Source organism: Stenotrophomonas maltophilia, assembly GCF_013464915.1.
In the GTDB taxonomy this organism is placed as follows: Bacteria; Pseudomonadota; Gammaproteobacteria; order Xanthomonadales; family Xanthomonadaceae; genus Stenotrophomonas; species Stenotrophomonas maltophilia_AT.
The window spans coordinates 80247-103459 of record NZ_RAVT01000022.1 but is presented as its reverse complement, the minus strand read 5'-3'; the positions used below and the strand labels follow the sequence as shown (position 1 = coordinate 103459).

The window sequence follows — 23213 nt, the reverse complement described above, 5'->3', positions numbered from 1 at the left end:
TTGGTCGGCACGAAATCGACCGCATCCACGCAGAGCGTGGATCTACAACGCCGGGGCGCCGACCAGCAGCAGCTCCAGCACGAACCAGCCGATGAACGCGACCAGCAGGATCGCGCCTTCGCCGCGGCTGATCTTCAGGTCGCCGCGCAGCATCGGGTACAGCACCAGCGCGAACGCCAGCAGCGCCGGCAGTTCCAGGCGCACGAACGAGGCCGGCAACGCCAGCGGCTGCAGCACGGCCATCGCACCAATCACCAGCAACAGATTCACCACGCTGGAACCCAGCACGTGGCCGAGCACCATGTCGCCGTGCCCGCGACGCGCAGCGGCGATGGCCGTGGCGACCTCCGGCAATGCGGTGCCGATCGCCACCGGCAGCAGGCCGACCAGCAGGGGCGTCCAGCCCAGCGCGGCGCCGAAATCGGCGGCGGCGCCCACCACCAGGCGCGCGCCCCAGTACAGTGTCAACGCGGCAATCAGCACGCGCAGCACGTTCAACGGCAGGCTGGTGCGGCTCAGCGCGGATTCGGCAATGGCCGCCTGCACCTCCGCGCCTTCGCTGCGGCCACGGCGCAGCAGCACCACCTGCACCGCGATGAAGCCGGCCACCAGCACGCCACCTTCCCAACGCACCAGACGGCCATCCAGGCCGAACAGGATCAGCAGTACGCCAGCCGCCAGCAGCGACCACCACAGCACCGCCTGCAGGCGCGCGCGCAGCAGCAGGGGCGCGGCAATCGCCGCTACCGCCAGGGTCAAGCCCAGGTTGACGATGCTGCTGCCGACGGCATTGCCCAGTGCCAGCTCCGGTTGGCCGACCGCCAGCGCGCGCGCGTTGACCGCCAGTTCCGGCAACGAGGTGGTCACCCCGAGCAGCAGCAGTCCGGCCGTGAACGGGCTGGCCCCGAAGCGCTGGGCCAGGCCGGACACGGCCTTGACGATGGAGTCCCCGCCCAGCGCCAGCAGCAGCAGGCCGAGCAGGAACCAGGCAATGGCAATGGCGATCATCGAGCACTCCCCCAGCGGTCGTGGCGCGATTCTACGCTTGGCCCGCGCACCTGGCTGGGCCCTCGATCAAGAATCAGCCACAGCCTTCCGCATAATCGACCTGCGGGGTGCGGCCCACCCGCCAAGCGCCGACCCGGCCATCGGCACCGAGCGCGAAGTCGATCACCGCAGCCCCTTCCTGCGCGGGGCGAACGCGCAGGTGCTGGGCCTTCTCGTCGTACTTGTCAGGGCCGACATCAGCCCGCTCCGGGTACAGCACCTGCAGCTCACCCAGCGTCATGCCGACCTTGCCGCCACCCGGTGCAGTGATGGCAGCGCTGCGCACGTCGTAGCGCACCAGCTTGCGGCCCTCGATCATCAGGCGCGGATCCTCGGCATCCTGCGGGCGCAGGAAATAGCAGCCCTCGTTGCCGTCGTCAGCGGGCAGCGGCTTGCCGGCCGCGTCGGTACCCAGCCCCTGCAGCGGCGTGCCGAAGCCGGTGCGGACCTCGGCGATGCCGGCACCCAGCTTTGCTCCCGCGAAGCCGTCCAGGCGCGCCGGGCCCTGTTCTGCCGCCGGCGCCGGCACAGCAGGAGCGGCAGGGGCGGGTGAAGGAGTCGCATCAACCGCGGCGGGCGCCTCGGCGGTGCGGTTGCAGGCGGCAAGAGACAGCAACAACAGACCGGCAATCGGAAGGTGCTTCATCGGTGCGGTTCCCTGGCACGAAGGTGGCTGCACGCTAGCGCAATGGGCGTGCACGCGCTGCATTGTCATCGCCGTTTCATCGCCCTCGTTCAGGCTCGGCGTGCACCGACTTGGCTGTCCCTTCCATGCAACCGCGCAAGACCGATCTCGCCCGAACCGCGCTGCAGGCCCACCGCGCGCCGCTGGACATGCGCCAGCGACGGCTGCTGATCCTGTGCGACGGCCAGCGCACCGTTGCCGACCTGACCGGCCTGCTCGGCCAGGAGGCCCCGGCGATGGTGATCCAGCTGGTGCAGGCGGGCTATCTGGCGACCGGCACGGCAACGGTGGCGGCGCCCCCTCACACCGTTGCCGAACCGGCCAATGCGGCGCCGGTGAAGGGCCCAACGACCGCCACCGCCACGCCGGTCGAACGTCGCCGTTCGCTGGTGGCGGCGCGCATCTACGTGCTGGGCATCCTGGAAATGCAGCGGCATCCACAGGCAGCAGCGCTGTTCCGCGACCTGCAGCAGGCGCGTGCGGAGGATGAGGTGCTGCAGCGGCTGCAGTCGGCAATGCAGCTGCTGCCCGCGCTCACTTCGGATGGCTATTGCCAGCGCGTGCGGCAGCGCCTGCTGGAGGCGTTGCCATTGGAGCATTGCGACGCGTTCGCCGAGGCCGCTTGAAGAAAAAAGGGACGGAGGGGATTAAGTCGTTTCAAGCACACGTGCGCTGTTTGCGACTTAATCCCCTCCGTCCCCTTTTCCGGGTCAGCGGAAATTGTTGCGCAGGCCGTTCCAGCACTGCTGGTAATCGCCCTGGCGATGGCCCGCAGCCAGCGCCTGCGCGGTCGGGCGGATCACCGCGCGGGTCTCGAACATGAAGGCCATCGTGTCCTTGATCACGTCCGCCTTGGACAGGTCCGCATTGGACGCCTTGTCGAAGGTGGGCGCATCCGGGCCGTGCCCGCTCATGCAGTTGTGCAGCGACGCGCCGCCCGGCACGAAGCCTTCGGCCTTGGCGTCGTAGGCGCCATGCACCAGGCCCATGAACTCGCTGGCGATGTTGCGGTGGAACCACGGCGGGCGGAACGTGTTCTGCGCCACCAGCCAGCGCGGTGGGAAGATCGCGAAGTCCATGTTGCTGGTGCCTGGTGTGTCGCTGGGCGAATGCAGCACCAGGAAGATCGACGGGTCCGGGTGGTCGTAGCTGATCGAACCAATGGTGTTGAAGCGGCGCAGGTCGTAGCGGTACGGCGCGTAGTTGCCGTGCCAGGCCACCACGTCCAGCGGCGAATGGTCGATCGGTGCACGCCACAGGCGGCCCTCGAACTTGGCGATCAGTTCGAAGTCGCCATCCACATCCTCGAACGCCGCATGCGGGGTCTCGAAGTCGCGCGGATTGGCCAGGCCGTTGGAACCGATCGGACCCAGGTCAGGCAGCTTCAGCAGCGCGCCGTAGTTCTCGCAGATGTAGCCACGGCTCGGGCCATCGGGCAGTTCCACCCGGAAGCGCACGCCACGCGGAATCACCGCGATCTGCTGCGGCTCGATCTCGATCACGCCCAGTTCGGTCAGCAGGCGCAGCGCGCCCAGCTGCGGCACGATCAGCAGCTCGCCATCGGCATCGTAGAAGTAGCGGCCGACCATGTCGCGGTTGGCGGCGTAGAGGTGGATGCCCACGCCGGCATGCGCATCGGGCGAGCCATTGCCGCCCATCGTGTACAGGCCCTCGACGAAGTCGGTCGGCAGCTCCGGCAGCGGCAGCGGGCTCCAGCGCAGCTGGTTCGGCGAGGCCGGCTGTGCGCCGAAATCACACTGCAGCTGCGACTGCGCGAACGGAGTGAATTCGCCATGGGTCACCGCCGGGCGGATCCGGTACAGCCAGCTGCGGCGGTTGCTGCCGCGCGGCGCGGTGAAGGCGGTGCCGGTCAGCTGCTCGGCGTACAGGCCGTGGGCCACCTTCTGCGGCGAGTTCTGCCCGACCGGCAGCGCGCCGACGACGGCCTCGGTGGCGAATTCGTTGCCGAAACCGGACTGGTAGCCGCGGGCGGTGAGGGCGGTGGACATGGAAACTCCAGAGATTGCCGGCCAGCGGCCGGCACTACCATTTGGACAGGCAATGTCGGCGGGAGGCCGACATTGCCTGCAGACCTTACAGCACGCCGCGGCGGATCTGGTCGCGCTCGATGCTCTCGAACAGCGCGGTGAAGTTGCCTTCGCCGAAGCCTTCGTTGCCCTTGCGCTGGATGATCTCAAAGAAGATCGGGCCGATGCAGTTCTGGGTGAAGATCTGCAGCAGCTTGCGCTGGTGGGTTTCCGGATCGGCGTCGATCAGGATCTTGTTCTTCGCCAGGCGCGCCACGTCTTCACCATGGTTCGGCACGCGCTGGTCGATCACGTCGAAGTAGGTCTCCGGCGTGTCGAGGAAGTCCACGCCCTGCGCGCGCATCGCTTCAACGGTCTCGTAGATGTTCTCGGTGAAGCAGGCGATGTGCTGGATACCCTCACCCTTGTACGCGTCCAGGTACTCGTTGATCTGGCTCTTCGGGTCGGACGATTCGTTCAGCGGGATGCGCACGATGCCGTCCGGCGCGGTCATCGCCTTGGACACCAGGCCGGTCTTCAGGCCCTTGATGTCGAAGTAGCGGATCTCGCGGAAGTTGAACAGGCGCTCGTAGTAGTCCGACCACTGCTGCATGTTGCCGAAGTACAGGTTGTGGGTCAGGTGGTCGATGAAGGTCAGGCCGAAGCCCACCGGGTGCAGGTCGGCACCGGCGATCGGCTCGTAGTCGCCGTCGAAGATGCTGCCGGCACTGCCGTAGCGGTCGACCAGGTACAGCATGCAGTCGCCGATGCCCTTGATGACCGGGGCGCTGACCGCCTTGCTGTCCGGCTTGAAGGCAATGGCTTCGGCGCCGTTGCCCAGCGCGGTCTGGTAGACCTCCTGGCCCGGCTTCTTGAAACGGATGGCGAAGCCGCAGGCGCACGGACCATGCTTTTCAGCGAAGTCGGCGGCGAACGAATCGGGGTCTTCATTGACCAGGAAGTTGACGTCGCCCTGGCGATAGACGGTAATCGGACGCTGCTTGTGCTTGAGCACCGCGCTGAAGCCCATCTTCCGGAAGTACTCGTGCAGCTCCTGGCCACGGCCGGCCGGGGCGGCGAATTCGACGAACTCGAAGCCGTCGATGCCCATCGGGTTCTCGAAGGTGGTGACCTGCATGCCGGGGTTGGGGTGCGAGGCGGTCGGGACTGCGGTATTCATGGCGTGGCTCCGAATCGGTACCGCATCGGTACAAACCAGGTGCGGGCAGGTAGGGACCCGGCGAGAATGCAGGGTCTGGACCTACCCCTTATAGTTACACTTGAAACCACCAGCAAGGTGCACCGCAACATGAGCCCCGCCGATCCTGCCTCGACCCGCCTGCGTGCCTCGCACGTCCTGCTCGACCTGGAACAGTTCCTGCCGTACCGGCTGAGCGTGCTGTCCAACCGGGTCAGCGGCAACATCGCCAAGCTATACGGCGATCGTTACGGTCTGGCGATTCCCGAATGGCGGGTCATCACCATCCTGGCGCTGTACCCCGGCTCCTCGGCCAGCGAGGTCTCCGACCGCACGGCCATGGACAAGGTGGCGGTCAGCCGCGCCGTGGCCCGCCTGCTGGAGCGCGGCTTCATCAAGCGCGAGACCCACGGCGACGACCGCCGCCGCTCGGTACTGGCGCTGTCGGCGGCCGGCTTCGAGGTGTACGAGACCATCGCACCGATGGTGATCGAGATCACCCGCAAGCTGATGTCGGTGCTGAGCGAGGAGGAGGAACAGCTGCTGGAAAAGCTGATCCTGCGCCTGGCCGGCGACGGCCTGGAACGGATGGGCGAAGGGGTCTGAAAGAAAAAGGGGACGGAGGGGATTAAGCCGCAATCAGCACACATGTGCCTGAAACGACTTAATCCCCTCCGTCCCCGTTTTTCAGCTCAGGTGCTTGCGCCGTGCGTGGATCCACGGCACCGCCAGCGCGGCGATGGCGCCACCGGCGAAGCCGAGCGAGGCGGCGACGGTGGCTGCTTCGACCGCCCCCGGCAACGCCAGCGCGGCTGCCACCAGCAGCAGCGACGGCAGGCCGACGAAGGTGCCCAGGAAGAAATGCCAACGCGGCGACCAGGTGTTGAGCTGCAGCAGGCTGACCGGTTGCCAGGCTTCCGAGGCGGCGTCCTCGGCAATCTTCGCCACGGCCTTGGCCAGGTCCACTTCCGGCAGCGCGCGCCCCAGGCGGGCGGTGGCCAGCAGTTCGGCCACGGCCTCCACCGGCGGGAAGCTGGACGGCCACGCCACCGGTGCCGGCACGCCGTAGGCGGTCAGCAGCGGAACACTCAGCCAGGGCGCCACCAGCGGGCGCATGCGGCGGCGGCCATGCACGCACCAGATCTGTGGCTGCCCATGCGCGGTGACGCTGTACAGCGCCAGTTCGTTGGCCGGCGGATAGCCGAGCATGGTCACGCGTGCGGCCAGGCTGTCCTGGCCCATCGCGCGCAGGAAGCCGGGGCGGCTGCGCCCTTCCTGCATCCACGCCAGGCCCAGTGCCCCCACCAGATACGCCTCGGCCACGTCCTTGCTGCCAGCGGTGGCGCGTTCGTCACTGGCCAGGTACCAGGCCAGCGATTTCGGTTCGGACACATCCTCCAGGCCCCAACGGCTGTCGTCCCCCAGCACATGGCGCACCGGCAGGCGCGCAGGAGCGGTTTCGCCACGTTCGCCCGGCTGCAGGAACGGCAGCACGCCCTGGATGAAGGTGGACAGCTCGATCGCACGCACGCCGTGGCCCTGCCACTCCGGTGGCAACAGTCCGGCCAGCTGGCCGTTGGCGGCCAATGCATCAAGCCGGGACTTCTGCTCGACCAGCTTCTGCACCGCGCCCTTCAGCACCACGTTGTCGGGCAGCGCGATCTGCGGCAGGCGATGGCGCGGCGCGGCCAGTTCAACGGTGTCCTCGCCGGTACCGGCGTCATCCAGCAGCGCCTCCTGCGGCGGCAGGGTCACGCCCTCGCCGGCTCCGCCCTCGGCCAGCTCACTGGCGGGTTCGGGCAATCGTTCGGCGTGGTCGCTGTGCATGGGCGTTCCGGCAGGGTGCATCGACGGGATGTCGACTGAGGTCCTTGCCGGTAACGGCGAGCGCGTTGCGATATTGAGATGCCGATTGCGGGAATGTGACCGCAACCACAGTAGATCCACGCCATGCGTGGATGCGACCCAACCTCAGTGCCGACCCTGCCGGCCAGCGGCCGGCACTACCGGTCAGGCGCCCACTGCTTCAGGAAGGCGCTTACCCGCGCGGGCTGGAACACCTCGCCCCTGCGCAGCTCACCGGTAGCCTGCGAGACCAGCAGGCTTCCATCGGCATCAAGCACCAGCAGGCGCGGATAGTCGCGCTCCATCTCCGGGAACTGGGCGAAGAAGGCGGTGTTGGGCTGTTCGTCGCTGGCGTTGACCTTCACCCACACGTAGTGGGCATCGCGGAAGCGGCGCAGGTCGCCGTTGCCTTCCACGATCTCGTCCAGCGCATGGCAGCGGTCGCAGGCGGCATTGCCGACCTCCAGCAGGATGCGCTTCTTGCCGCGCTGGGCTTCCACCTTTGCGGTGGCCAGATCATCGGCGGGGTCGCGGGCCGGGTCGAACTGTGCGCCGAGCCCGGCGATGGCGGCGATGTCCGCCGCCACCGGGGTGTTGCCCGAGGCCACCGGTTCGCTGGGGTCAGCGACCGGTGGCTCGGTGGGCCGGGTATCCAGGGGCTGCGTGGGCTCGGCGGCGGCAGGCGGTTGCGGTTGGGAACAGGCGCCGATCAGCGCCGCACAGACCACCACCACTGCACCACCGAGCTTCATGCGCATGCCTTCTACCCTCTCATCGTTACTTGACGCCGTGCATCAGCTTGTTGATCAGCGGGGCGATCAGGAACAGCACCACGCCGGAGCCGATCAGGGCCCAGAACCCGAAGGTATACCCCTTCAGGGCCGACTCGACCGTCATGCCGCCTTCACCACTGACCACGCCGGCGAAGATGCCCGACAGGTTGTTGCCGATGCCGGTGGACAGGAACCAGCCGCCCATGCCGAAGCCGACCAGGCGCACCGGTGCCAGCTTGGTCACCATCGACAGGCCGATCGGCGACAGGCACAGCTCACCCACCGACTGGATGACGTAGACCATGAACAGGGTCCAGAACGGGATCTTGCCGTCCACGACCATCTGCGACAGGGCGAACATCAGCAGCGCGAAGGCGGCGCCGTTGAACAGCAGGCCCAGGCCGAACTTGCGCGGGATGGACGGATTGGTGCGGCCCATGGCCACCCAGATCCAGGCGATGATCGGCGCCAGGGTGATGATGGCCACCGAGTTGACCGACTGGAACCACGCGGTCGGGAAGGTCCACTCACCGAACTGGCGGTTGACGATGTTCTCGGCCAGGAAGGTGAACGAGCTGCCGGCCTGTTCGAAGAACATCCAGAACATCACGTTGAAGGCGAAGATGATCAGCATGGCGATCACGCGGTCGCGCTGCACCTTGCCCTCGCGGATGCCCTCGATCAGCAGCACCACGGCCAGCGCGGTGAACATCGCGCCCAGGATCCAGGCTAGGGCGGTAGCGCCGGTGGCCAGCAGGAAGTAGGCGATCGGAATGGCCACCACGGCACCGATCAGCACCATGATGATGCGGCCGAAACCTTCAGCGCCGGCCGGCGGTGCACCAATGCCCTTCAGGCCGGCACGACCGATGTAGAACCACACCAGCGAGATCAGCATGCCCACGCCCGAGGCGATGAACACGACCTTGTACGACGGCATTTCCGAGGTGCCGAAGACCTTGCGGGCCAGGTACTCGGTCAGCACCGGGGCGATCATCGCGCCGATGTTGATGCCCATGTAGAAGATGGTGAAACCCGAATCGCGGCGCTCGTCCTTCAGGCCGTACAGCTTGCCGACCATGGTCGAGATGTTCGGCTTGAACATGCCGTTGCCGACGATGATCGTGGCCAGGCCGAGCTTGAAGATGTGCTCCTGCGGCAACGAGATCATGAACAGGCCGGCGGCCATGATGACCGCGCCGGTCAGGATCGAACGCTGGTAGCCCAGCACCCGGTCGGCCACGTAGCCACCGAAGATCGCCGCGGCGTACACCAGCGCCAGGTAGGCGCCGTAGATGCGGCTGGCATCGCCTTCACCGGCGGCATTGCCGTTGTAGAACTGGGCGACGATGTACAGCACCAAGGCCCAGCGGATGCCGTAGAACGCAAAGCGTTCCCAGAACTCGGTCATGAACAGCATCCACAGCGGGCGCGGATGGCCCAGCGTGGTCTTGAAGTCCGGCAGGGCCGGCTCTGGGGTGTTCGCAGTGGCGTTTACGCTCATGCGGGTTTCCTGGTTCGGTGGATGACGAGCACGTCCGCTGTGCAGTTGGAGCAACGCGCGAGGATCACCGACTTCTGGCGTTCACGTCAAATACACGCCGTTTGAGGCAGGTGCCGGCCTGCTCGCTGAACTTGCATCTGAAACGATCCAGCCAGCGGCCGGGATCCAAGCTGAATACGGATCAGCCCTGTGCTGACGAGGGCCCGGCCTGCAGGCTGGTGCGCACCTGGAACAGCTCGGGGAAGAAGGTCAGTTCCAGCGCCTTGGCCAGGAAACCCACCCCGGACGAGCCGCCGGTGCCGCGCTTGAAGCCGATCACCCGCATCACCGTGCGCATGTGGCGGAAGCGCCAGAGCTGGAAGGCGGTCTCCAGGTCCACCAGGTCCTCGCACAGCGAATACTCGCGCCAGTACCGGTCGGTGTCCTGGTAGATGCGTTCGAAGACCGGCTGCAGTGCGTCGTCGGCCACATGCGGCTGGGTCCAGTCATGGGCCTCGTAGACCGTGGGGACAGCATGGCCGAAGCGGGCAAGGTACTTCAGGAACTCCTCGTACAGGCTCGGCGCCTCCAGCACGGTGCGCAGCTGCGCCTGCCCGGCCGCGTCATGCTCGAACACCTGCAGCATCTGCGCGTTCTTGTTGCCCAGCAGGAACTCGATGTAGCGGTACTGCAGCGACTGGAAGCCCGACGAAGGGCCCAGCACGTCGCGGAAGCCCATGTACTCGGACGGGGTCAGCGTTTCCAGCACCGACCATTGCTCGGTGAGCTGGCGCAGCACCTGCTTGCTGCGCGCCAGCACCTTGCGGCACTGCCAGACTTCATCGCGCTGCAGGAAGCCGATTGCGGCACGAAGCTCGTGACCCAGCAGCTTCAGCCACAGCTCCGAAGTCTGGTGCTGGATGATGAAGAGCATCTCGTCGTGGTGCGGCGGGTTGGACAGCGGCTGCTGCGCGCTGAGCAGCTGGTCCAGCCGCAGGTAGCCGCCATAGGTCAGGCGCCCCTGCAGATCGGTGTGGATGCCGGCTTCGAGATCGCGTTGGTTGTTGTCGACGGACATGGGTGCGGCCAGATCGGGGGCGGCAAGGGTAGCGCGTTGCCGCCATGCTGGCAGCCGCCACGTCCATACCGGGGCGTCCGGTTGGCCGTGGAGCATCGGCCGATGCCGGGCCTGCGCGTGGAACCGCCCATGCCGTTGTACTGGCGGTCAGCCAGAGGCGTATTCTGATGCTTTGCAGCAACGACTGAATACGTTGTTGTTATTGGCGCCCCACCCGCCGGCAGGGGTAAAACGGGGAATCGCCGTGTTGCGGCGCAGGAAGGCTATTCCGTACGCGTTCCTTAACATGGCGATTCATATCATTTGTAACTTCTCTGTCGAAGGTGCAGTACGCAATGACGGTTGCCGCTGAATTCAAGATCGAATACCTGCAGTACCTGGACGCGGACGGCAAGCTCGTCCGCGATGACCTGCCCGCGTCGCTGCGCGACCCCAAGGTCCTGGTACCGCTGTTCAAGCAGATGCTGTACGTACGCACGTTCGACAGCAAATCCATCGCGCTGCAGCGCACCGGCAAGCTCGGCACCTATGCCGCCTGCCTGGGCCATGAAGCCGCGCACGTGGGTATCGGCGCTGCGATGCAGAAGGACGACGTGTTCGCACCGTCCTATCGCGAGTACGGCGCGATGTTCATGCGTGGCGTGCGTCCGCACGACGTGCTGATGTACTGGGGCGGCGACGAGCGCGGCAACGACTACGGCGGCAATGCGGCCAAGGACTTCCCGTTCTGCGTGCCGATCTCCACCCAGTGCCTGCACGCCGCAGGTGCCGCGCTGAAGTTCAAGCTCAACAAGGAACCGCAGATCGCCGTGGCCGTGTGCGGCGACGGCGGCAGCTCCAAGACCGACTTCTACGCAGCCCTGAACTCGGCCGGTGCCTACAAGCTGCCGCTGATCCTGTGCATCGTCAACAACGGCTGGGCCATCTCGGTTCCGCGTTCGGCCCAGACCGGTGCCGAAACGCTGGCGCAGAAAGGCCTGGCCGGCGGCCTGCATTGCCTGCAGGTGGACGGCAACGACCTGATCGCGGTGCTGGCGGCGATGGAGCAGGCGCGCGAACGCGCGCTGGCCGGCGACGGTGGCACCGTGCTGGAACTGATGACCTACCGCCTGTCCGACCACACCACCGCCGATGACGCGCGCCGCTACCGCGACGACGCCGAGGTGAAGGATGCCTGGCAGCGCGAGCCGATGCTGCGCCTGCGCAAGTACCTGACCGCGGCCGGCGTGTGGAGCGAAGAAGAAGAAACCGCCTGGATCGCCGAGTGCGGCACGCGCGTGGACGAGGAAGTGAACCTGTACCTCAACACCCCGGTGCAGCCGGTCGAGGCGATGTTCGACTTCCTGTATGCCGATCCGCCGCCGGACCTGCTGGCCCAGCGTGCCCAGGCGATCGCCCTGGAGAAGCGCCATGGATGAGATCAAGAACGGCGCGCCCGGCGCGCACACCAACGCCGCCGACAGCGCTGCGGTCGCGCGCGGAGAAGAAAGCATGACCACCACTCCGATCACCCTCATCGAAGCCATCACCCAGGCGCTGGCCTGGGAGCTGGAACACGACCCGTCGGTGCTGGTGCTGGGCGAAGACGTGGGCGTCAACGGCGGCGTGTTCCGCGCCACCGCCGGCCTGCAGCAGCGCTTCGGCTCCGAGCGCATCCTCGACACCCCGCTGGACGAAACCACCATCGCCGGCCTGACCATCGGCCTGGCCGCACAGGGCATGAAGCCGGTGGCCGAAGCCCAGTTCGACGGCTTCATGTACCCGATGGTCGACCACATCGTCTGCCACGCCGCACGCCTGCGTTACCGCACCCGTGGCCGCCTGCACTGCCCGATGGTGCTGCGCGTGCCGTGGGGCGGTGGCATCCGCGCGCCGGAACACCACAGCGAAGCCAACGAGGCGATCTTCACCAACGTGCCGGGCCTGCGCGTGGTGCTGCCGTCGTCGCCGCAGCGCGCCTATGGCCTGCTGCTGGCCGCGATCCGCGAGCCGGATCCGGTGATCTACATGGAGCCCAAGCGCATCTATCGCCAGTACAAGGAAGTGGTGGTCAACGACGGCGAAGCCTTGCCGCTGGACGTCTGCTTCGTGCTGCGCGACGGCACCGACGTGACCCTGGTGACCTGGGGTGCACAGGTGAAGGAAGCGCTGGAAGCGGCCGACAAGCTGGCCGGCGAAGGCATCAGTGCCGAAGTCATCGACGTGGCAACGCTGCGTCCGCTGGACTTCGCCACCATCGCCGAATCGGTGGCCAAGACCGGCCGCTGCGTGATCGTGCAGGAGGCCCCGAAGACCGCGGGTTTCGGCGCCGAGATCGCCGCGCGCCTGGCCGAGGAATCGATCTACGACCTGCTGGCCCCGGTCGAGCGCGTCACTGGCTACGACACCCACATTCCGCTGTTCCGCCTGGAAATGAAGTACCTGCCGAGCGTTGAGCGGATCGTGGCCGCGGCCAAGCGCGCGGTGGCGGCCGGCTGACATGCGGGCCCGCCTTCTGGGGGCTTACCGCAGCCAGTATCCCAATCCGCTCCGGTTCCACACCGGCCAGATCGTCGAAGTGGGTGTACGTGACGAGGAATGGCCGGCGTTTGCCTGGGTACGCACCAACGATGGGCGCGCTGGATGGGCGCCCATCGCCTGGTTGCAGCTGCTGGACGAGGGTCGCGCCGAAGCGCTGTGCGACTACGACGCCCGCGAGCTGGATGTGGAAAGCGGCGAGATGGTGAAGCTTCATCACGAACACGGCGGGTGGTGGTGGTCCGAGCGCGCCAATGGCGCGACGGGTTGGCTGCCGGCCCGCGAACTGGAACTGCTGGAAGAGAACTGCAAATGAGCCAGACCAAGAACTTCAACCTGCCCGACCTGGGCGAAGGCCTGCCGGACGCGACCATCGTCGAGTGGTTCGTCAAGGAAGGCGATGTGATCAAGCTGGACGAGCCGCTGGTCTCGATGGAGACCGCCAAGGCCGTCGTCGAAGTGCCCTCGCCGTTCTCCGGCAAGGTGCTGAAGCTGTCCGGCGGCGCCGGCGACATCATCCCGACCGGCTCGGTACTGGCCAGCTTCGAGCTGGACCCGAACCTGCCGCAGCGTGCCGATGGCCAGGACACCGGCCACAGCCATGGTCACGCAGCGCCCGCCGCTGCACCGACGCCGCCGCCGCTGCCGGCCGCTGCCGCACCGGTCGCCACGGAAGAAACCAAGCCCGCCGCTGCCGAGCGTGATGACGCCGGTACCGTGGTCGGCGCGATGCAGAGCTCCAATGCCGTGCACGCCGAACAGGCGCTGGCCGTCGGTGGCGTCAAGGCCGTGCCGGCCGTGCGTGCGATGGCACGCAAGCTGGGCGTGGACCTGAGCCGCGTGGCCGCTACCGGCACCGATGGCGCGGTGACCATGGCCGACGTCAAGCAGGCCGCCGCCAATGGCAGCGCCAAGCTCGGCGCTGCCCCGGCTCCGGTCGCTGCCGCAGCGTATGCCGCGCCGGCCCCGGCGCAGGTGTCTGCCCCGGTGCAGAGCGAAGCCCGCACCCCGCTGTCCGCCGCCGGCAAGCCGATGCGCACCCAGCCGCCGGGCGTGGTCGCCAAGGGCCAGCCGGAACCGCTGAAGGGCGTGCGCCGCAACATGGCCCGCGTGATGGCCGATGCGCACAGCAAGGTTGTACCGACCACGCTGAACGACGATGCCGACATCCACGCCTGGCTGCCGGGCAACGACGTCACCGCGCGCCTGGTGCGCTCGATCGTGGTCGCCGCGCAGAAGGTGCCGGCGATGAACGCATGGTTCGATGGCGAAGCGCTGACCCGCACCCTGCACGCCCAGGTCGACATCGGCATCGCCGTGGACACCGACGACGGCCTGTTCGTGCCAGCCCTCCGCAACGCCGACATGCTCGACGCACGCGGCATCCGCGAAGGCGTCAACCGCCTGCGCGAGCAGGTGGAATCGCGTTCGATCGCCGCCTCGGAACTGAGCGGCTACACCATCTCGCTGTCCAATTTCGGCATGTTCGCCGGCCGCTACGCGACCCCGGTCGTGGTGCCGCCGTGCGTGGCCATCGTCGGTGCCGGCCGTGCCCGCCACCAGATGACCCCGGTGATGGGCGGCGTGGAAGCGCACAAGGTGATCCCGCTGTCGGTCACCTTCGACCACCGCGCGGCCACTGGTGGTGAAGCGGCCCGCTTCCTGCGCGCGATGATGGACGACCTGGCGCTGGCCAGCTGATCAGGTGGGTGCCAACCTTGGTTGGCACATGAATTGAAAAAAACGCCGGGCACTGCCCGGCGTTTCTTTGTGCACGCATCCACGCATGGCGTGGTTCTGCAGAACGCGTGCGATCAATCGCGAGCGACCAGGCCCTCGGCGCGACTGTACACACGCAGGCGGTGGCCATCCGGATCGGCGCCGACGAAGGTATGGCCAAATTCCAAGGTCACCGGCGCCTGCAGGATCTCCACACCGAGAGCGCGCCACGCATCGTGCATCTGCTGCACAGCCTTGGGGTTGGCCGCCACCATCGCCAGTTCGGCGGCACCGGCCTGCGCAGACACGGGGGGCTGCACGTCATCGCGCTGCCACAGACCCAGTGCGGCGCCATCGCCGAGCAGGAACAGGGCGAAGCCGGGCGACTGCTCGACCGGTGGCTTGCCGAGAATGCCGCTGTAGAAACTGACACTGGTGGCGACGTCGCGCACGTACTGCAGCAGGGTGCTGGGCGTGAACATGGGGGAGCTCCGTTGTTGGGAGCGATCATGGTGGAACACGCCTGCTGACGGATTCTGTCAGTAGCGTCGACTGTTGGTAGAGTCGACTGTCAGTCGACTGCTCTTCCTCCAGCCTGCTTGAACCCCGCGCTGCGCGCGATAGTCGACTGTTGGTAGAGTCGACTGTTAGTCGACTGCTCTTCCTTCAGCCTTCTTGAACCCCGCGCTGCGCGCGATAGTCGACTAACAGTCGACTCTACCCCCCGCCGCTCCCCGTTGTTGCTGTGGTCATGAGCGGTCCAGCCAGTCCGGGGCGATGCCCTGCGCCTTCTGCCAGCGCCGCAGCAGGGTGGCGCGTGGCACGAGGTAGCGGTCCTCCAGCACGCGCACCTGGCGGATGCGGTCCAGCCGGAAATGGCGGAAATCCTCGCGGCTCTCGCACCACGCCGCCAGCATCGGCACCTCATCGAAGTAGCCCAGCGCGAACGGCCAGACAATGCGTTCGCTGCGCTGGCCGTGCGCATCCTCGTAACCGAACTTCAGGCGCTGCTGTGAACCCACCGCTTCGCGCACGGCCTGCAGGCGCGCAGGCGGCACCTTGGCCGCAGCGCGCGAAGGGCCAACGCGCAGGCCGCTGTCACGCAAGGCTTCCCGACGCGCTGCCGGCAGCACATGCGCGATGCGCGCCAATGCATCACGCGCGGCCTCGGCCAACGCAGGCTCGGTGCGCGCCGCAACCCAGCGCAGGCCCAGCACCAATGCATCGATCTCTGCGGGCGGCAGGGTCATCGGTGGCAGCGTATCGCTCGGCGCCAGCTGGTAGCCGACGCCGGCCTCACCACGCAGGTCGGCACCCTGCTCGCGCAGGGTCTCGATATCGCGGTACAGCGTGCGCAGGCTGATGCCCAGCGCTTCGGCCAGCACCTGCCCCGCCACCGGCCGCCGATGGCGGCGCAGCAACTGCAGCAGCTGGGTCAGGCGCAGGGCACGCGACATCAACCGACCAGTGCGCTGGAAGTCACCACGTGCTCGCCCGGCGGCGGGGCCAGCGCGGCATCCACCAGTGCCCTGGCAATCCGTTCGGCCGGATTGATCCGCCACGCCCGCGGCAACACCGGCCCCAACACGCCCAGCACCCGCAGGGCGAAGTGTTCGCCACGGCGCACCTGCTGCCGCTGCCCGCCAATCAGGCCAGGCCGCACCAGGGTGAGCGAAGCAAACTCGAGCGCGCGCAGATCGCGCTCCAGTTCACCCTTCACCCGGTTGTAGAAGATCGCGGAGCCTGCATTGGCCCCTGCTGCCGAATTCAGTACGAAGGCGCGCGCACCCTGGCCGCGTGCCAGCCGCGCAAATGCGAGCGGGTAGTCATGGTCGATGCGATGGAAGGCCTCACGGCTCCCCGCCTGGGCCATCGTGCTGCCCAGCGCGCAGATCACCGTATCGACCTGCGCCCAGTCGGGCGCCTCCGGCAGGGCGTCGAACTGCAGCAGAGGGGCGTACAGCTTCGGGTGGGCCAGGGTCAGCGCCCGTCGGGTCGGGGCCACCACGGCACGGCAGCGCGGGTCGTCCAGCAGCATCGGCAGGGCCAGCCCGCCGACCAGACCGGTCGCCCCCAGCAACATCACGCGCATCACCACCTCCACTGCGGCATCCTGTCGCCCATCTTAGCCGTTCAAGCCGTCGGCGACCGCGCCGATATGCTGGAACCAGTCCCTGCCAGCCCCAGGATTTGCTCCATGACGGACCAGCCCGACCACCGCCCTGCCCCCGGTACCGCCCTTGGGCCGCCGGCACGCGTGCGCGCGGTGGTGGACGATGGGCTGGGCGACCGCGTGGTTCTGCAGGGCGGCGGTGGCGTGGCCCTGCAGCAGCTGTTCGCCTGCGCCGACGCGCCCGAGCCGCTGCTGGCCGCGTTCGCCAATGGCATGGCCACCCTGCCCGGCGAACTGGGCGACATGGGCGACCGCCTGCAATCGGCGCAGGCCAGCGCCGATTGGCCACGCTATGGCCGCGCGATGCGGCAGTTGATCGACAAGTACATCCGCACCATCGAGCAGCATTCACCGGATGGGCAGCCGGAAAGCCTGCGCCTGTCCGAGCAGCTGCGGCTGCTGCTGGGCGGCGCGGTGGTGGCCCTGCTGCAGCACGACCCGGACCTGCGCGAGCAGGCGCAGGCGCTGGCCCTGCGCCTGCGCCAGTGGCAGCCGGGCACGGCACTGGAACCGATCGAACAGGGCGTGCGCGAACTCGGCCACCAGGTCGGCGTGCGTGCCGAGAGCTGGCAGGAGCAGCAGGCGCTGCTGCTGGAACTGTTCGCGCTGCTGCTGGAGAACGTGAGCGAGCTGCTGGACGACCGCAGCTGGCTGCAGGGCCAGATCGCCGCGGTGCGCCAGCTGCTGGATGGGCCGCTGGAAGCCGAAGCGGTCGAGCGCACCCGCGCCGAACTGCGCGAGGTGATCTACAAGCAGGGCCTGCTGCGCCAGGGCATTGATGATTCGAAGGCGGCGATGCGCGGCTTGATGGGCGAGTTCATCGAGCGCATGGATGGCATGGCCGCCAGCACCGGCGAGTACCACGATCGCATCGGCAGCTATGCGTTGCAGCTGCGCGAGGCGCGCAGCATCGCCGACCTCAACCAGCTGCTGCAGGACGTGATGCGCGACACCGGCAAGGTGCAACAGCAAGCGGCGCAAGCGCGCGATCATCTGGCCAACGCGCGGCAGGAAGTGGAGCGTGCAGAGCAGCGCATCGCCGAGCTGGAACAGGAATTGCGCGCCGCCGGTGACCTGGCGCGCATCGATCCACTGACCCAGGCGCTGAACCGCCGCGGCCTGGACGAACTGCTGCAGCGTGAACTGGCCCGCGCCGCGCGCAACAACTCGCCGCTGGGCGTGGCGGTGATCGACCTGGATGATTTCCACCAGACCAACGATGCACATGGCCATGCCGGTGGCGATGCACTGCTGCAGCACCTGGTAGCCGTGTGCAAGCTGCTGCTGCGCGCCACCGACGGCATCGCGCGGCTGGGCGGCGATGAATTCGTACTGGTGCTGCCGGAAACCCAGGGCGCCGACAGCATGGCCACCGTGCAGCGCCTGCAGCGTTCGCTGGCACACCGCGTGCTGACCGTGCAGGACCAGCGCGTGCCGGTGCATTTCAGTGCCGGGCTGGCGCAATGGCAGCCCGGCGACGATACCGAAACCCTGCTGCGCCGCGCCGATGATGCGCTGTATGCAGCCAAGCGGCAGGGCAAGAACCGGGTGCAGGCGGGCTGATCGTGGCGTGGGGTCAGATCCCTTTTCCACAGGAAAAGGGATCTGCCCCCGACGATCAGCGAGATTACTTCCCGCGCAGCTTCTGGAACCCGGTCACCGCGGCCAGCACGATGGCGCCGGCGATGGTGCCGGCCACCGACAGGAACTTCATCAGCCACGGCGCCGAGGCCACCAGGCCGCGACCAAAGGCGGCCACAGCCCCGCCCTTGCGCGAGAGGTACAGGCCAACGTCATCAAGCTTCACGATGCCCGCCACCAGCCCATAGACGAAGACCGTCATCGCCAGTGCCACCACGGCCAGCGTGACCACCTGGTTGGTGAACGATGCGGTGGCGACCACGCCCAGGGTCAGCACGATGATCTCGGCCGAGAGGATGAAGTCGGTGCGGATCGCGCCCTTCACCTTGTCCTTCTCCCACGCCACCATGTCCACCTGCGCGTCGGCCAGCGCCTTGCGCCGCTCGGCCTGGCGCTCGGCATCGTCATCGGACGAATGCAGGAAGCGATGTGCCAGCTTCTCAACGCCCTCAAAGCACAGGAACGCGCCGCCGATCATCATCAGCGGCACGATCAGCGGCACGTTCCAGCCACGGCTGTGCAGCCAGGCCTCCAGCGCGCTGATCGCCAATGCTGCGGGCACCAGGATCACCTTGTTGACCAGCGAGCCCTTGGCCACCGCCCACACCACCGGCAGCTCGCGGTTGGCGTTGACCCCGGTGACCTGCTGCGCGTTCAGCGCCAGGTCGTCGCCGAGCACACCGGCGGTCTTCTTCGCCGCGACCTTGGTCAATACCGAGACATCGTCGAGCAGGGAGGCGATATCGTCGAGCAGGGCGAACAGGCTGGCACCGGCCATGGGGCGTCCAAGAATGGGAATGAGCGGATTCTGACCGATACCGGGGCGGCTGCGGAAGCGGGTGGATTCACTGCGTGCCTACCGCCCCCCGGCGACACTGCGGAATCCGGACATTGCCGGCCAGCGGCCGGCACTACCAACTTTGTCGCATGGGAGTGTCGCTTGAGCAATCCGCCCACCGCCAATGGCAATCCTCCGCTGGTCAAAGGCATGAACCGGCGCAGCCAGATCCTGCGCCTGCTGATGCGCTATCGCCATTCAGGCGTGTTCTCGGGCATGAACCTGGATGCCGCAGGCAGTCCGGCCGACGTTCCCGCGGACGGCAACCCGGAACAGTTCGTCAGCGACCTGGAAGCGCTGGGGCCGACCTTCGTCAAGCTGGGCCAGATGCTGTCCACCCGCCCGGACATGGTGCCGGTGGAGTTCGCCACGGCGCTGGAGCGCATGCAGGAAAAGGTGGCCGAGATTCCGGTCGAGCGCATCCACGCGATCGTCGAGCAGGAGCTGGGCGCACCGGTGAACAAGCTGTTCGCCGCATTCGATCCCGAGCCTCTGGGCTGCGCGTCGATCGCGCAGGTGCATCGCGCAGTGCTGCACGACGGACGCCAGGTGGCGGTGAAGGTGCAGAAGCCTGAAGTGGCCGCACAGCTGCGCTCGGACCTGGAAGCGTTGCGCAGCTTCGCGCTGGCCGCCGACCACCTGACCCAGGTCGGCCGCCGTGTGCGCCTGCGCGACTGGCTCAACGAGTTCGCAAAGACCCTGATGCAGGAGCTCGATTACCACGCCGAGGCCGAGAACCTGGCCCGCTTCGGCCGGCACCTCAAGCCGTTCCGCCGTCTGTGGATTCCGCAGCCGCTGTGGGACTACAGCAGCCAGCGCGTGCTGACCATGGAACTGGCCACCGGCGTGCGCGTGGATGCGATTCCCGATGTGCGCCGCACCGAGCAGTCGATGGACCCGCTGGCGGCGGCGCTGATACGCGGCTACCTGGACCAGATCTTCGTGCACGGCGAGATCCATGCGGATCCACACCCGGGCAACCTGCGGGTGATGCCCGATGGCCGGCTGGCGATCTTCGATCTGGGCATGGTGGCGCACATGCCGCCGCGCCTGCGCGAGCGGCTGCTGAAGATCCTGTTCGCTGCCGTCGATGGCCGCGGCGAGGAAGTAGCCGACGACCTGATCAGCATCAGCACGCGGCTGGAGGCGTTCGACGAGGAACGTTACCTGCGCGAGACCGGCCAGTTGATTGCACGCTACGCCGCCAGTGGCAGTTTCTCCGAAGGCCGGGTGGTGCTGGACCTGGTGCGCATCGCTACGGCCTGCGGCCTGCGCACACCACCGGAACTGAGCCTGCTGGGCAAGGCGCTGCTCAACCTGGAAACCGTGTGCCGGTTGCTGGCACCCGAGCTGGAAACACGTCGCATCGTCGAGCGCCAGCTGCAGCACGTGATGCGCGCGCGCCTGAAGAAATCACTGTCCGCGGCCAACATCGCCAGCGAGGCGATGGAGCTGCAGCAGCTGCTGCGCGATGGGCCGCGCAAGCTCTCGGACATCATGGCGCTGCTGGCCGAGAACCGCCTGCAGATGAAGGTGACCGGCCTGGAAGAGTCGCGGTTGATGGAAAACCTGCAGAAGATCGCCAACCGGGTGGCGGCCGGCATCATCAGCGCGGCGCTGATCATGGCCGCGGCGATGATGATGAAGATCGACACCGGCTGGCACCTGTTCGGCTACCCGCTCATTGCGCTGATTCTGTTGTTCATCGGCGTGGTGCTCGGCCTTGGCATCGTGACCAGTGCATTGTTGTTCGACCGTCGCGCGCGGGCACGCGAAGAACGTGGTCATCGCTAGCGCGTCAGCGAAAACACCCGTATTCATGCGGTTCTTAATGCAATCCAACGAAGCCCTTCACGCTCGTTTTACCTTCTGAGCGCGATCTCGCGCGCGTCATTTCAACAAACATTTCAGTCAGGTTCGTGCATGCACTATCGGGTCATCGGCCTGTCACATGCATGTGCTTGCGGCAGCGCCGGTCGGATGGACACGCGTCGGTACGACGTCCATCACCACCACCCCGTCACTGCCGAAGCTGCCTATGCTCTGGATACTGCTGCTGTCGTTGTTGCTGCTGTGCTGGTTGTTCCTCGCGTCCGACAAGTGGGTGTGGTGGAAGGCCAGTGCGTTCTCGCTGCTGCTGCTCGCGCTCAGCGCATGGTGGCTGATCGACAAGCTGTCCGGTGATGGGCTCAACGCCGCCACCCTGTACCACCTCGGCGCCGACATGGAAGGCGCCGGTGTCTCCGATTTCAAGGGCTATATCGCCGGCTTCATCGTGCTGGTGCTGGTCTCGCTGCTGCCACTGTTCGCCACGCGGGTGAAGCGCTGGCGCCAGTCCGGCCACGGCGCTGCCTGGTTCGCCGGCTTCGCTGCAGTATGGGTGGCCACGATCATGATCAGCCCGCTGGCCCGCGACGGCCAGCGCCTGTACCAGCAGCTGCGCCCGGTCGACTTCGCCCGCATCGCCCCCGAGTACCAGGTGCCGACGCAGCCGCTGCAGCGCCCGCGCAACATCGTCTGGATCTACGGCGAGAGCCTGGAACGTACCTACCTGGACGAGGCCGTGTTTCCCGGCCTGATGCCCAACCTCAACCGCCTGGCGTCCGAGTCACTGGACGTGCGCAACCTGGCCTCGGCCGAGGGCAGCGGCTGGACCATCGCCGGCCTGGTGTCGTCGATGTGCGGCGTGCCGCTGACCACCTCGCAGGGCGATGAGAACAGCATGGACCGCATGGGCAGCTTCCTGCCCAAGGCCGTGTGCCTGGGCGATTACCTGAAGCAGCAGGGCTACACCAACCACTATCTGGGCGGTGCCAACGGCCAGTTCGCCGGCAAGGGCCAGTTCCTGGCCAGCCACGGTTTCGATGAAGTACACGATCTGGCGTGGTTCAAGCAGCAGAAGAAGATCGGCCGCATCCACTACTCGGCCTGGGGCGTGCACGACGACGTGCTGCTGGACACCGCCTACCAGCGCTTCGAGCAGCTCTCGCGTGCGGGCTCGCCGTTCATGCTGACCACGCTGACCATGGATACCCACCACCCGGCCGGCCATCTGCCGGTGGCGTGCAAGGGCGAGCGCTACCAGAGCCAGTACGGCAACATCAACATGCTCAACGCGCTCAAGTGCAGCGACCGCCTGATCTCGCAGCTGGTGCAGCGCATCCAGGCCAGCCCGTACGGCAAGGACACGCTGATCGTGATCGCCTCCGACCACCTGGCGATGCCCAACGATCTGACCCACATCCTGACCCGCCAGAAGCGCGAGAACCTGCTGCTGTTCCTCGGCGACGGCATTGCCCCGCAGCAGCTCAGCGCCGACGCCGGTACCACCCTGGATTCGGGCGCGACCCTGCTCAGCCTGCTGGACCCGAACCTGAAGACGATGGGCTTTGGCCGTTCGCTGATCGACAGCCAGCGCGCGCCCAGCGCCAGCGTGGCCACCCAGCGCGATGGTGGCCGTGACTATCCGCAGTACCTGGCCTTCGCGCGTTCACTGTGGCTGGGCGAACCGACCCGCGAACTGAAGATCGATGGCGATGACCAGGTGGTGGTCGGCCTGCAGCACGTGCAGCCACCGGTACTGCTGGAGTACGACAAGGACTGGGGGTTGAAGTCGGTGTACCTGGAGAACACCTCGCGCCAGTTCGATGATGCCAATCCGGACAACACCCTGGCCTACGTCGACCGCTGCACCGCATTCGAGGATGGTTCGGCCGATGGCGACTGGTGCGCCCTGCTGGTCAACCGAGACAACGGCATCAAGCTGTACCGCGACAGCGACCTGCGCGGTGGCATCGCGGTGGATGCGCCGCTGGATGCGTTCCAGGGTCCGCGCCCGAGCGTGCGCCAGGCGCACATGATCACCCAGAAGGGTCGCCGCACCCGTGCCGGCCAGTACATGCTGCAGCTGGTGGCAAGCACGCGCCCTGATCGCGGTTTCTGGATCGAGGCGGTGTCCTCGCAGCGCAAGGTGGTGCTGGCCCAGCAGTGGGTGCAGCCCGATGCCGACGGCAAGATCAACGTGTCGTTCGGCCTCGACCACGAAGTGGACGATCTGGAAATCCGCGCGTGGTTGAACCATGCCGAGAAGCTGGCGGTGGATACGTTCGCACTGGTGCCCTCGCGCGGCCGACCACGAGGATAGGGGGTTTCTTTGCAGGGCTGCGCCCTGCACCCGCTACGATCCAGA

General features: G+C 67.1%; 20 protein-coding genes and 1 pseudogene. 9 read left to right on the top strand and 12 right to left on the bottom strand.

What is annotated here, in order from left to right; translation table 11 throughout:
- Positions 1-42: 42 nt before the first annotated feature.
- Positions 43-1008 (bottom strand): sodium:calcium antiporter, encoded by a 966-nt coding sequence (locus D7T59_RS07915; RefSeq protein ID WP_180853386.1) that lies wholly within the window; start codon positions 1006-1008, stop codon positions 43-45.
- A gap of 73 nt (positions 1009-1081) precedes the next feature.
- On the bottom strand, positions 1082-1693 hold the full coding sequence (locus tag D7T59_RS07910) for a hypothetical protein (RefSeq protein WP_180853385.1): 612 nt from the start codon (positions 1691-1693) through the stop codon (positions 1082-1084).
- Between the two features lie 125 nt (positions 1694-1818).
- Between D7T59_RS07910 and D7T59_RS07905 the strand changes: the two genes are divergently transcribed.
- On the top strand, positions 1819-2358 hold the full coding sequence (locus D7T59_RS07905) for a hypothetical protein (RefSeq protein ID WP_180853384.1): 540 nt from the start codon (positions 1819-1821) through the stop codon (positions 2356-2358).
- 84 nt (positions 2359-2442) lie between these two features.
- Here D7T59_RS07905 and hmgA read toward each other — a convergent pair whose 3' ends face one another.
- Together hmgA and hppD are read right to left on the bottom strand one after the other, a co-directional pair.
- Positions 2443-3741: a homogentisate 1,2-dioxygenase gene (hmgA, locus tag D7T59_RS07900; RefSeq protein ID WP_180853383.1), complete on the bottom strand. Its 1299-nt coding sequence runs from the start codon at positions 3739-3741 to the stop codon at positions 2443-2445.
- Between the two features lie 85 nt (positions 3742-3826).
- Positions 3827-4939: a 4-hydroxyphenylpyruvate dioxygenase gene (hppD, locus tag D7T59_RS07895; RefSeq protein ID WP_180853382.1), complete on the bottom strand. Its 1113-nt coding sequence runs from the start codon at positions 4937-4939 to the stop codon at positions 3827-3829.
- Between the two features lie 129 nt (positions 4940-5068).
- On the opposite strand from hppD, the gene D7T59_RS07890 reads away from it, so the two are divergent.
- Positions 5069-5563 carry a MarR family winged helix-turn-helix transcriptional regulator gene (locus D7T59_RS07890; protein ID WP_010482680.1) on the top strand — a complete coding sequence of 165 codons (495 nt, stop codon included), beginning with the start codon at positions 5069-5071 and terminating at the stop codon, positions 5561-5563.
- An 81-nt stretch (positions 5564-5644) separates the two neighbouring features.
- Here D7T59_RS07890 and D7T59_RS07885 read toward each other — a convergent pair whose 3' ends face one another.
- The 4 genes from D7T59_RS07885 to D7T59_RS07870 form a co-directional block, all read right to left on the bottom strand.
- Positions 5645-6784 (bottom strand): hypothetical protein, encoded by a 1140-nt coding sequence (locus D7T59_RS07885; protein WP_180853381.1) that lies wholly within the window; start codon positions 6782-6784, stop codon positions 5645-5647.
- 176 nt (positions 6785-6960) lie between these two features.
- Positions 6961-7560 (bottom strand): thioredoxin family protein, encoded by a 600-nt coding sequence (locus D7T59_RS07880; RefSeq protein ID WP_180853380.1) that lies wholly within the window; start codon positions 7558-7560, stop codon positions 6961-6963.
- A 19-nt stretch (positions 7561-7579) separates the two neighbouring features.
- Positions 7580-9079 (bottom strand): peptide MFS transporter, encoded by a 1500-nt coding sequence (locus D7T59_RS07875; RefSeq protein ID WP_164138205.1) that lies wholly within the window; start codon positions 9077-9079, stop codon positions 7580-7582.
- 181 nt (positions 9080-9260) lie between these two features.
- Positions 9261-10136, bottom strand: coding sequence for a tryptophan 2,3-dioxygenase (locus D7T59_RS07870; RefSeq protein WP_180853379.1), 876 nt, complete (start codon positions 10134-10136; stop codon positions 9261-9263).
- Between the two features lie 335 nt (positions 10137-10471).
- Between D7T59_RS07870 and pdhA the strand changes: the two genes are divergently transcribed.
- From pdhA to D7T59_RS07850, 4 genes are read left to right on the top strand one after another with little or no spacing between them, the layout of a single operon-like run.
- Entirely contained in the window at positions 10472-11554 is a 1083-nt protein-coding gene (gene pdhA / locus D7T59_RS07865) for a pyruvate dehydrogenase (acetyl-transferring) E1 component subunit alpha (protein ID WP_049428059.1), read from the top strand.
- On the top strand, positions 11547-12614 hold the full coding sequence (locus D7T59_RS07860; RefSeq protein ID WP_019338598.1) for an alpha-ketoacid dehydrogenase subunit beta: 1068 nt from the start codon (positions 11547-11549) through the stop codon (positions 12612-12614). Before pdhA ends, D7T59_RS07860 begins: the two co-directional genes overlap by 8 nt.
- A gap of 1 nt (position 12615) precedes the next feature.
- Positions 12616-12969 carry an SH3 domain-containing protein gene (locus tag D7T59_RS07855; RefSeq protein ID WP_005411349.1) on the top strand — a complete coding sequence of 118 codons (354 nt, stop codon included), beginning with the start codon at positions 12616-12618 and terminating at the stop codon, positions 12967-12969.
- Complete coding sequence (locus D7T59_RS07850; RefSeq protein WP_180853378.1) at positions 12966-14354, top strand: dihydrolipoamide acetyltransferase family protein; 1389 nt, start codon at positions 12966-12968, stop codon at positions 14352-14354. The genes D7T59_RS07855 and D7T59_RS07850 overlap by 4 nt, the downstream gene beginning before the upstream one ends.
- A 113-nt stretch (positions 14355-14467) precedes the next feature.
- Here the strand turns inward: D7T59_RS07850 and D7T59_RS07845 are convergent, their stop codons facing one another.
- From D7T59_RS07845 to D7T59_RS07835, 3 genes are all read right to left on the bottom strand, one after another.
- Complete coding sequence (locus tag D7T59_RS07845; RefSeq protein WP_180853377.1) at positions 14468-14854, bottom strand: VOC family protein; 387 nt, start codon at positions 14852-14854, stop codon at positions 14468-14470.
- 267 nt (positions 14855-15121) lie between these two features.
- Positions 15122-15829 (bottom strand): helix-turn-helix transcriptional regulator, encoded by a 708-nt coding sequence (locus D7T59_RS07840; RefSeq protein WP_180853376.1) that lies wholly within the window; start codon positions 15827-15829, stop codon positions 15122-15124.
- A complete protein-coding gene (locus D7T59_RS07835) occupies positions 15829-16464 on the bottom strand; it encodes a Rossmann-fold NAD(P)-binding domain-containing protein (protein ID WP_049444066.1) in 636 nt (211 codons plus the stop codon). Before D7T59_RS07835 ends, D7T59_RS07840 begins: the two co-directional genes overlap by 1 nt.
- Positions 16465-16569: 105 nt before the next feature.
- Between D7T59_RS07835 and D7T59_RS07830 the strand changes: the two genes are divergently transcribed.
- On the top strand, positions 16570-18108 hold the full coding sequence (locus D7T59_RS07830; protein WP_180853375.1) for a GGDEF domain-containing protein: 1539 nt from the start codon (positions 16570-16572) through the stop codon (positions 18106-18108).
- A gap of 64 nt (positions 18109-18172) precedes the next feature.
- On the opposite strand, the gene D7T59_RS07825 is transcribed toward D7T59_RS07830, so the two are convergent.
- Complete coding sequence (locus D7T59_RS07825; protein ID WP_180853374.1) at positions 18173-18964, bottom strand: DUF808 domain-containing protein; 792 nt, start codon at positions 18962-18964, stop codon at positions 18173-18175.
- Between the two features lie 207 nt (positions 18965-19171).
- Between D7T59_RS07825 and D7T59_RS07820 the strand changes: the two are divergent.
- Together D7T59_RS07820 and D7T59_RS07815 are read left to right on the top strand one after the other, a co-directional pair.
- Positions 19172-20818 (top strand): annotated as a pseudogene (locus D7T59_RS07820) (ABC1 kinase family protein); the annotation flags it as partial.
- Positions 20819-21062: 244 nt separating this feature from the next.
- Positions 21063-23168 carry a phosphoglycerol transferase I gene (locus D7T59_RS07815; protein ID WP_180853372.1) on the top strand — a complete coding sequence of 702 codons (2106 nt, stop codon included), beginning with the start codon at positions 21063-21065 and terminating at the stop codon, positions 23166-23168.
- The last annotated feature ends 45 nt before the right edge of the window (positions 23169-23213 follow it).

Excerpts from the sequence above, each read along its gene's own strand:
- D7T59_RS07915 (WP_180853386.1), bottom strand. The coding sequence starts at position 1,008 with ATGATCGCCATTGCCATTGCCTGGTTCCTGCTCGGCCTGCTGCTGCTG.
- D7T59_RS07875 (WP_164138205.1), bottom strand. The coding sequence starts at position 9,079 with ATGAGCGTAAACGCCACTGCGAACACCCCAGAGCCGGCCCTGCCGGAC.
- D7T59_RS07850 (WP_180853378.1), top strand. The coding sequence starts at position 12,966 with ATGAGCCAGACCAAGAACTTCAACCTGCCCGACCTGGGCGAAGGCCTG.
- D7T59_RS07870 (WP_180853379.1), bottom strand. The coding sequence starts at position 10,136 with ATGTCCGTCGACAACAACCAACGCGATCTCGAAGCCGGCATCCACACC.
- D7T59_RS07910 (WP_180853385.1), bottom strand. The coding sequence starts at position 1,693 with ATGAAGCACCTTCCGATTGCCGGTCTGTTGTTGCTGTCTCTTGCCGCC.
- D7T59_RS07890 (WP_010482680.1), top strand. The coding sequence starts at position 5,069 with ATGAGCCCCGCCGATCCTGCCTCGACCCGCCTGCGTGCCTCGCACGTC.
- D7T59_RS07825 (WP_180853374.1), bottom strand. The coding sequence starts at position 18,964 with ATGGCCGGTGCCAGCCTGTTCGCCCTGCTCGACGATATCGCCTCCCTG.
- hmgA (WP_180853383.1), bottom strand. The coding sequence starts at position 3,741 with ATGTCCACCGCCCTCACCGCCCGCGGCTACCAGTCCGGTTTCGGCAAC.
- hppD (WP_180853382.1), bottom strand. The coding sequence starts at position 4,939 with ATGAATACCGCAGTCCCGACCGCCTCGCACCCCAACCCCGGCATGCAG.
- D7T59_RS07815 (WP_180853372.1), top strand. The coding sequence starts at position 21,063 with ATGCTCTGGATACTGCTGCTGTCGTTGTTGCTGCTGTGCTGGTTGTTC.
- D7T59_RS07835 (WP_049444066.1), bottom strand. The coding sequence starts at position 16,464 with ATGCGCGTGATGTTGCTGGGGGCGACCGGTCTGGTCGGCGGGCTGGCC.
- D7T59_RS07845 (WP_180853377.1), bottom strand. The coding sequence starts at position 14,854 with ATGTTCACGCCCAGCACCCTGCTGCAGTACGTGCGCGACGTCGCCACC.
- D7T59_RS07840 (WP_180853376.1), bottom strand. The coding sequence starts at position 15,829 with ATGTCGCGTGCCCTGCGCCTGACCCAGCTGCTGCAGTTGCTGCGCCGC.
- D7T59_RS07860 (WP_019338598.1), top strand. The coding sequence starts at position 11,547 with ATGGATGAGATCAAGAACGGCGCGCCCGGCGCGCACACCAACGCCGCC.
- pdhA (WP_049428059.1), top strand. The coding sequence starts at position 10,472 with ATGACGGTTGCCGCTGAATTCAAGATCGAATACCTGCAGTACCTGGAC.
- D7T59_RS07855 (WP_005411349.1), top strand. The coding sequence starts at position 12,616 with ATGCGGGCCCGCCTTCTGGGGGCTTACCGCAGCCAGTATCCCAATCCG.
- D7T59_RS07905 (WP_180853384.1), top strand. The coding sequence starts at position 1,819 with ATGCAACCGCGCAAGACCGATCTCGCCCGAACCGCGCTGCAGGCCCAC.
- D7T59_RS07880 (WP_180853380.1), bottom strand. The coding sequence starts at position 7,560 with ATGCGCATGAAGCTCGGTGGTGCAGTGGTGGTGGTCTGTGCGGCGCTG.
- D7T59_RS07885 (WP_180853381.1), bottom strand. The coding sequence starts at position 6,784 with ATGCACAGCGACCACGCCGAACGATTGCCCGAACCCGCCAGTGAGCTG.
- D7T59_RS07830 (WP_180853375.1), top strand. The coding sequence starts at position 16,570 with ATGACGGACCAGCCCGACCACCGCCCTGCCCCCGGTACCGCCCTTGGG.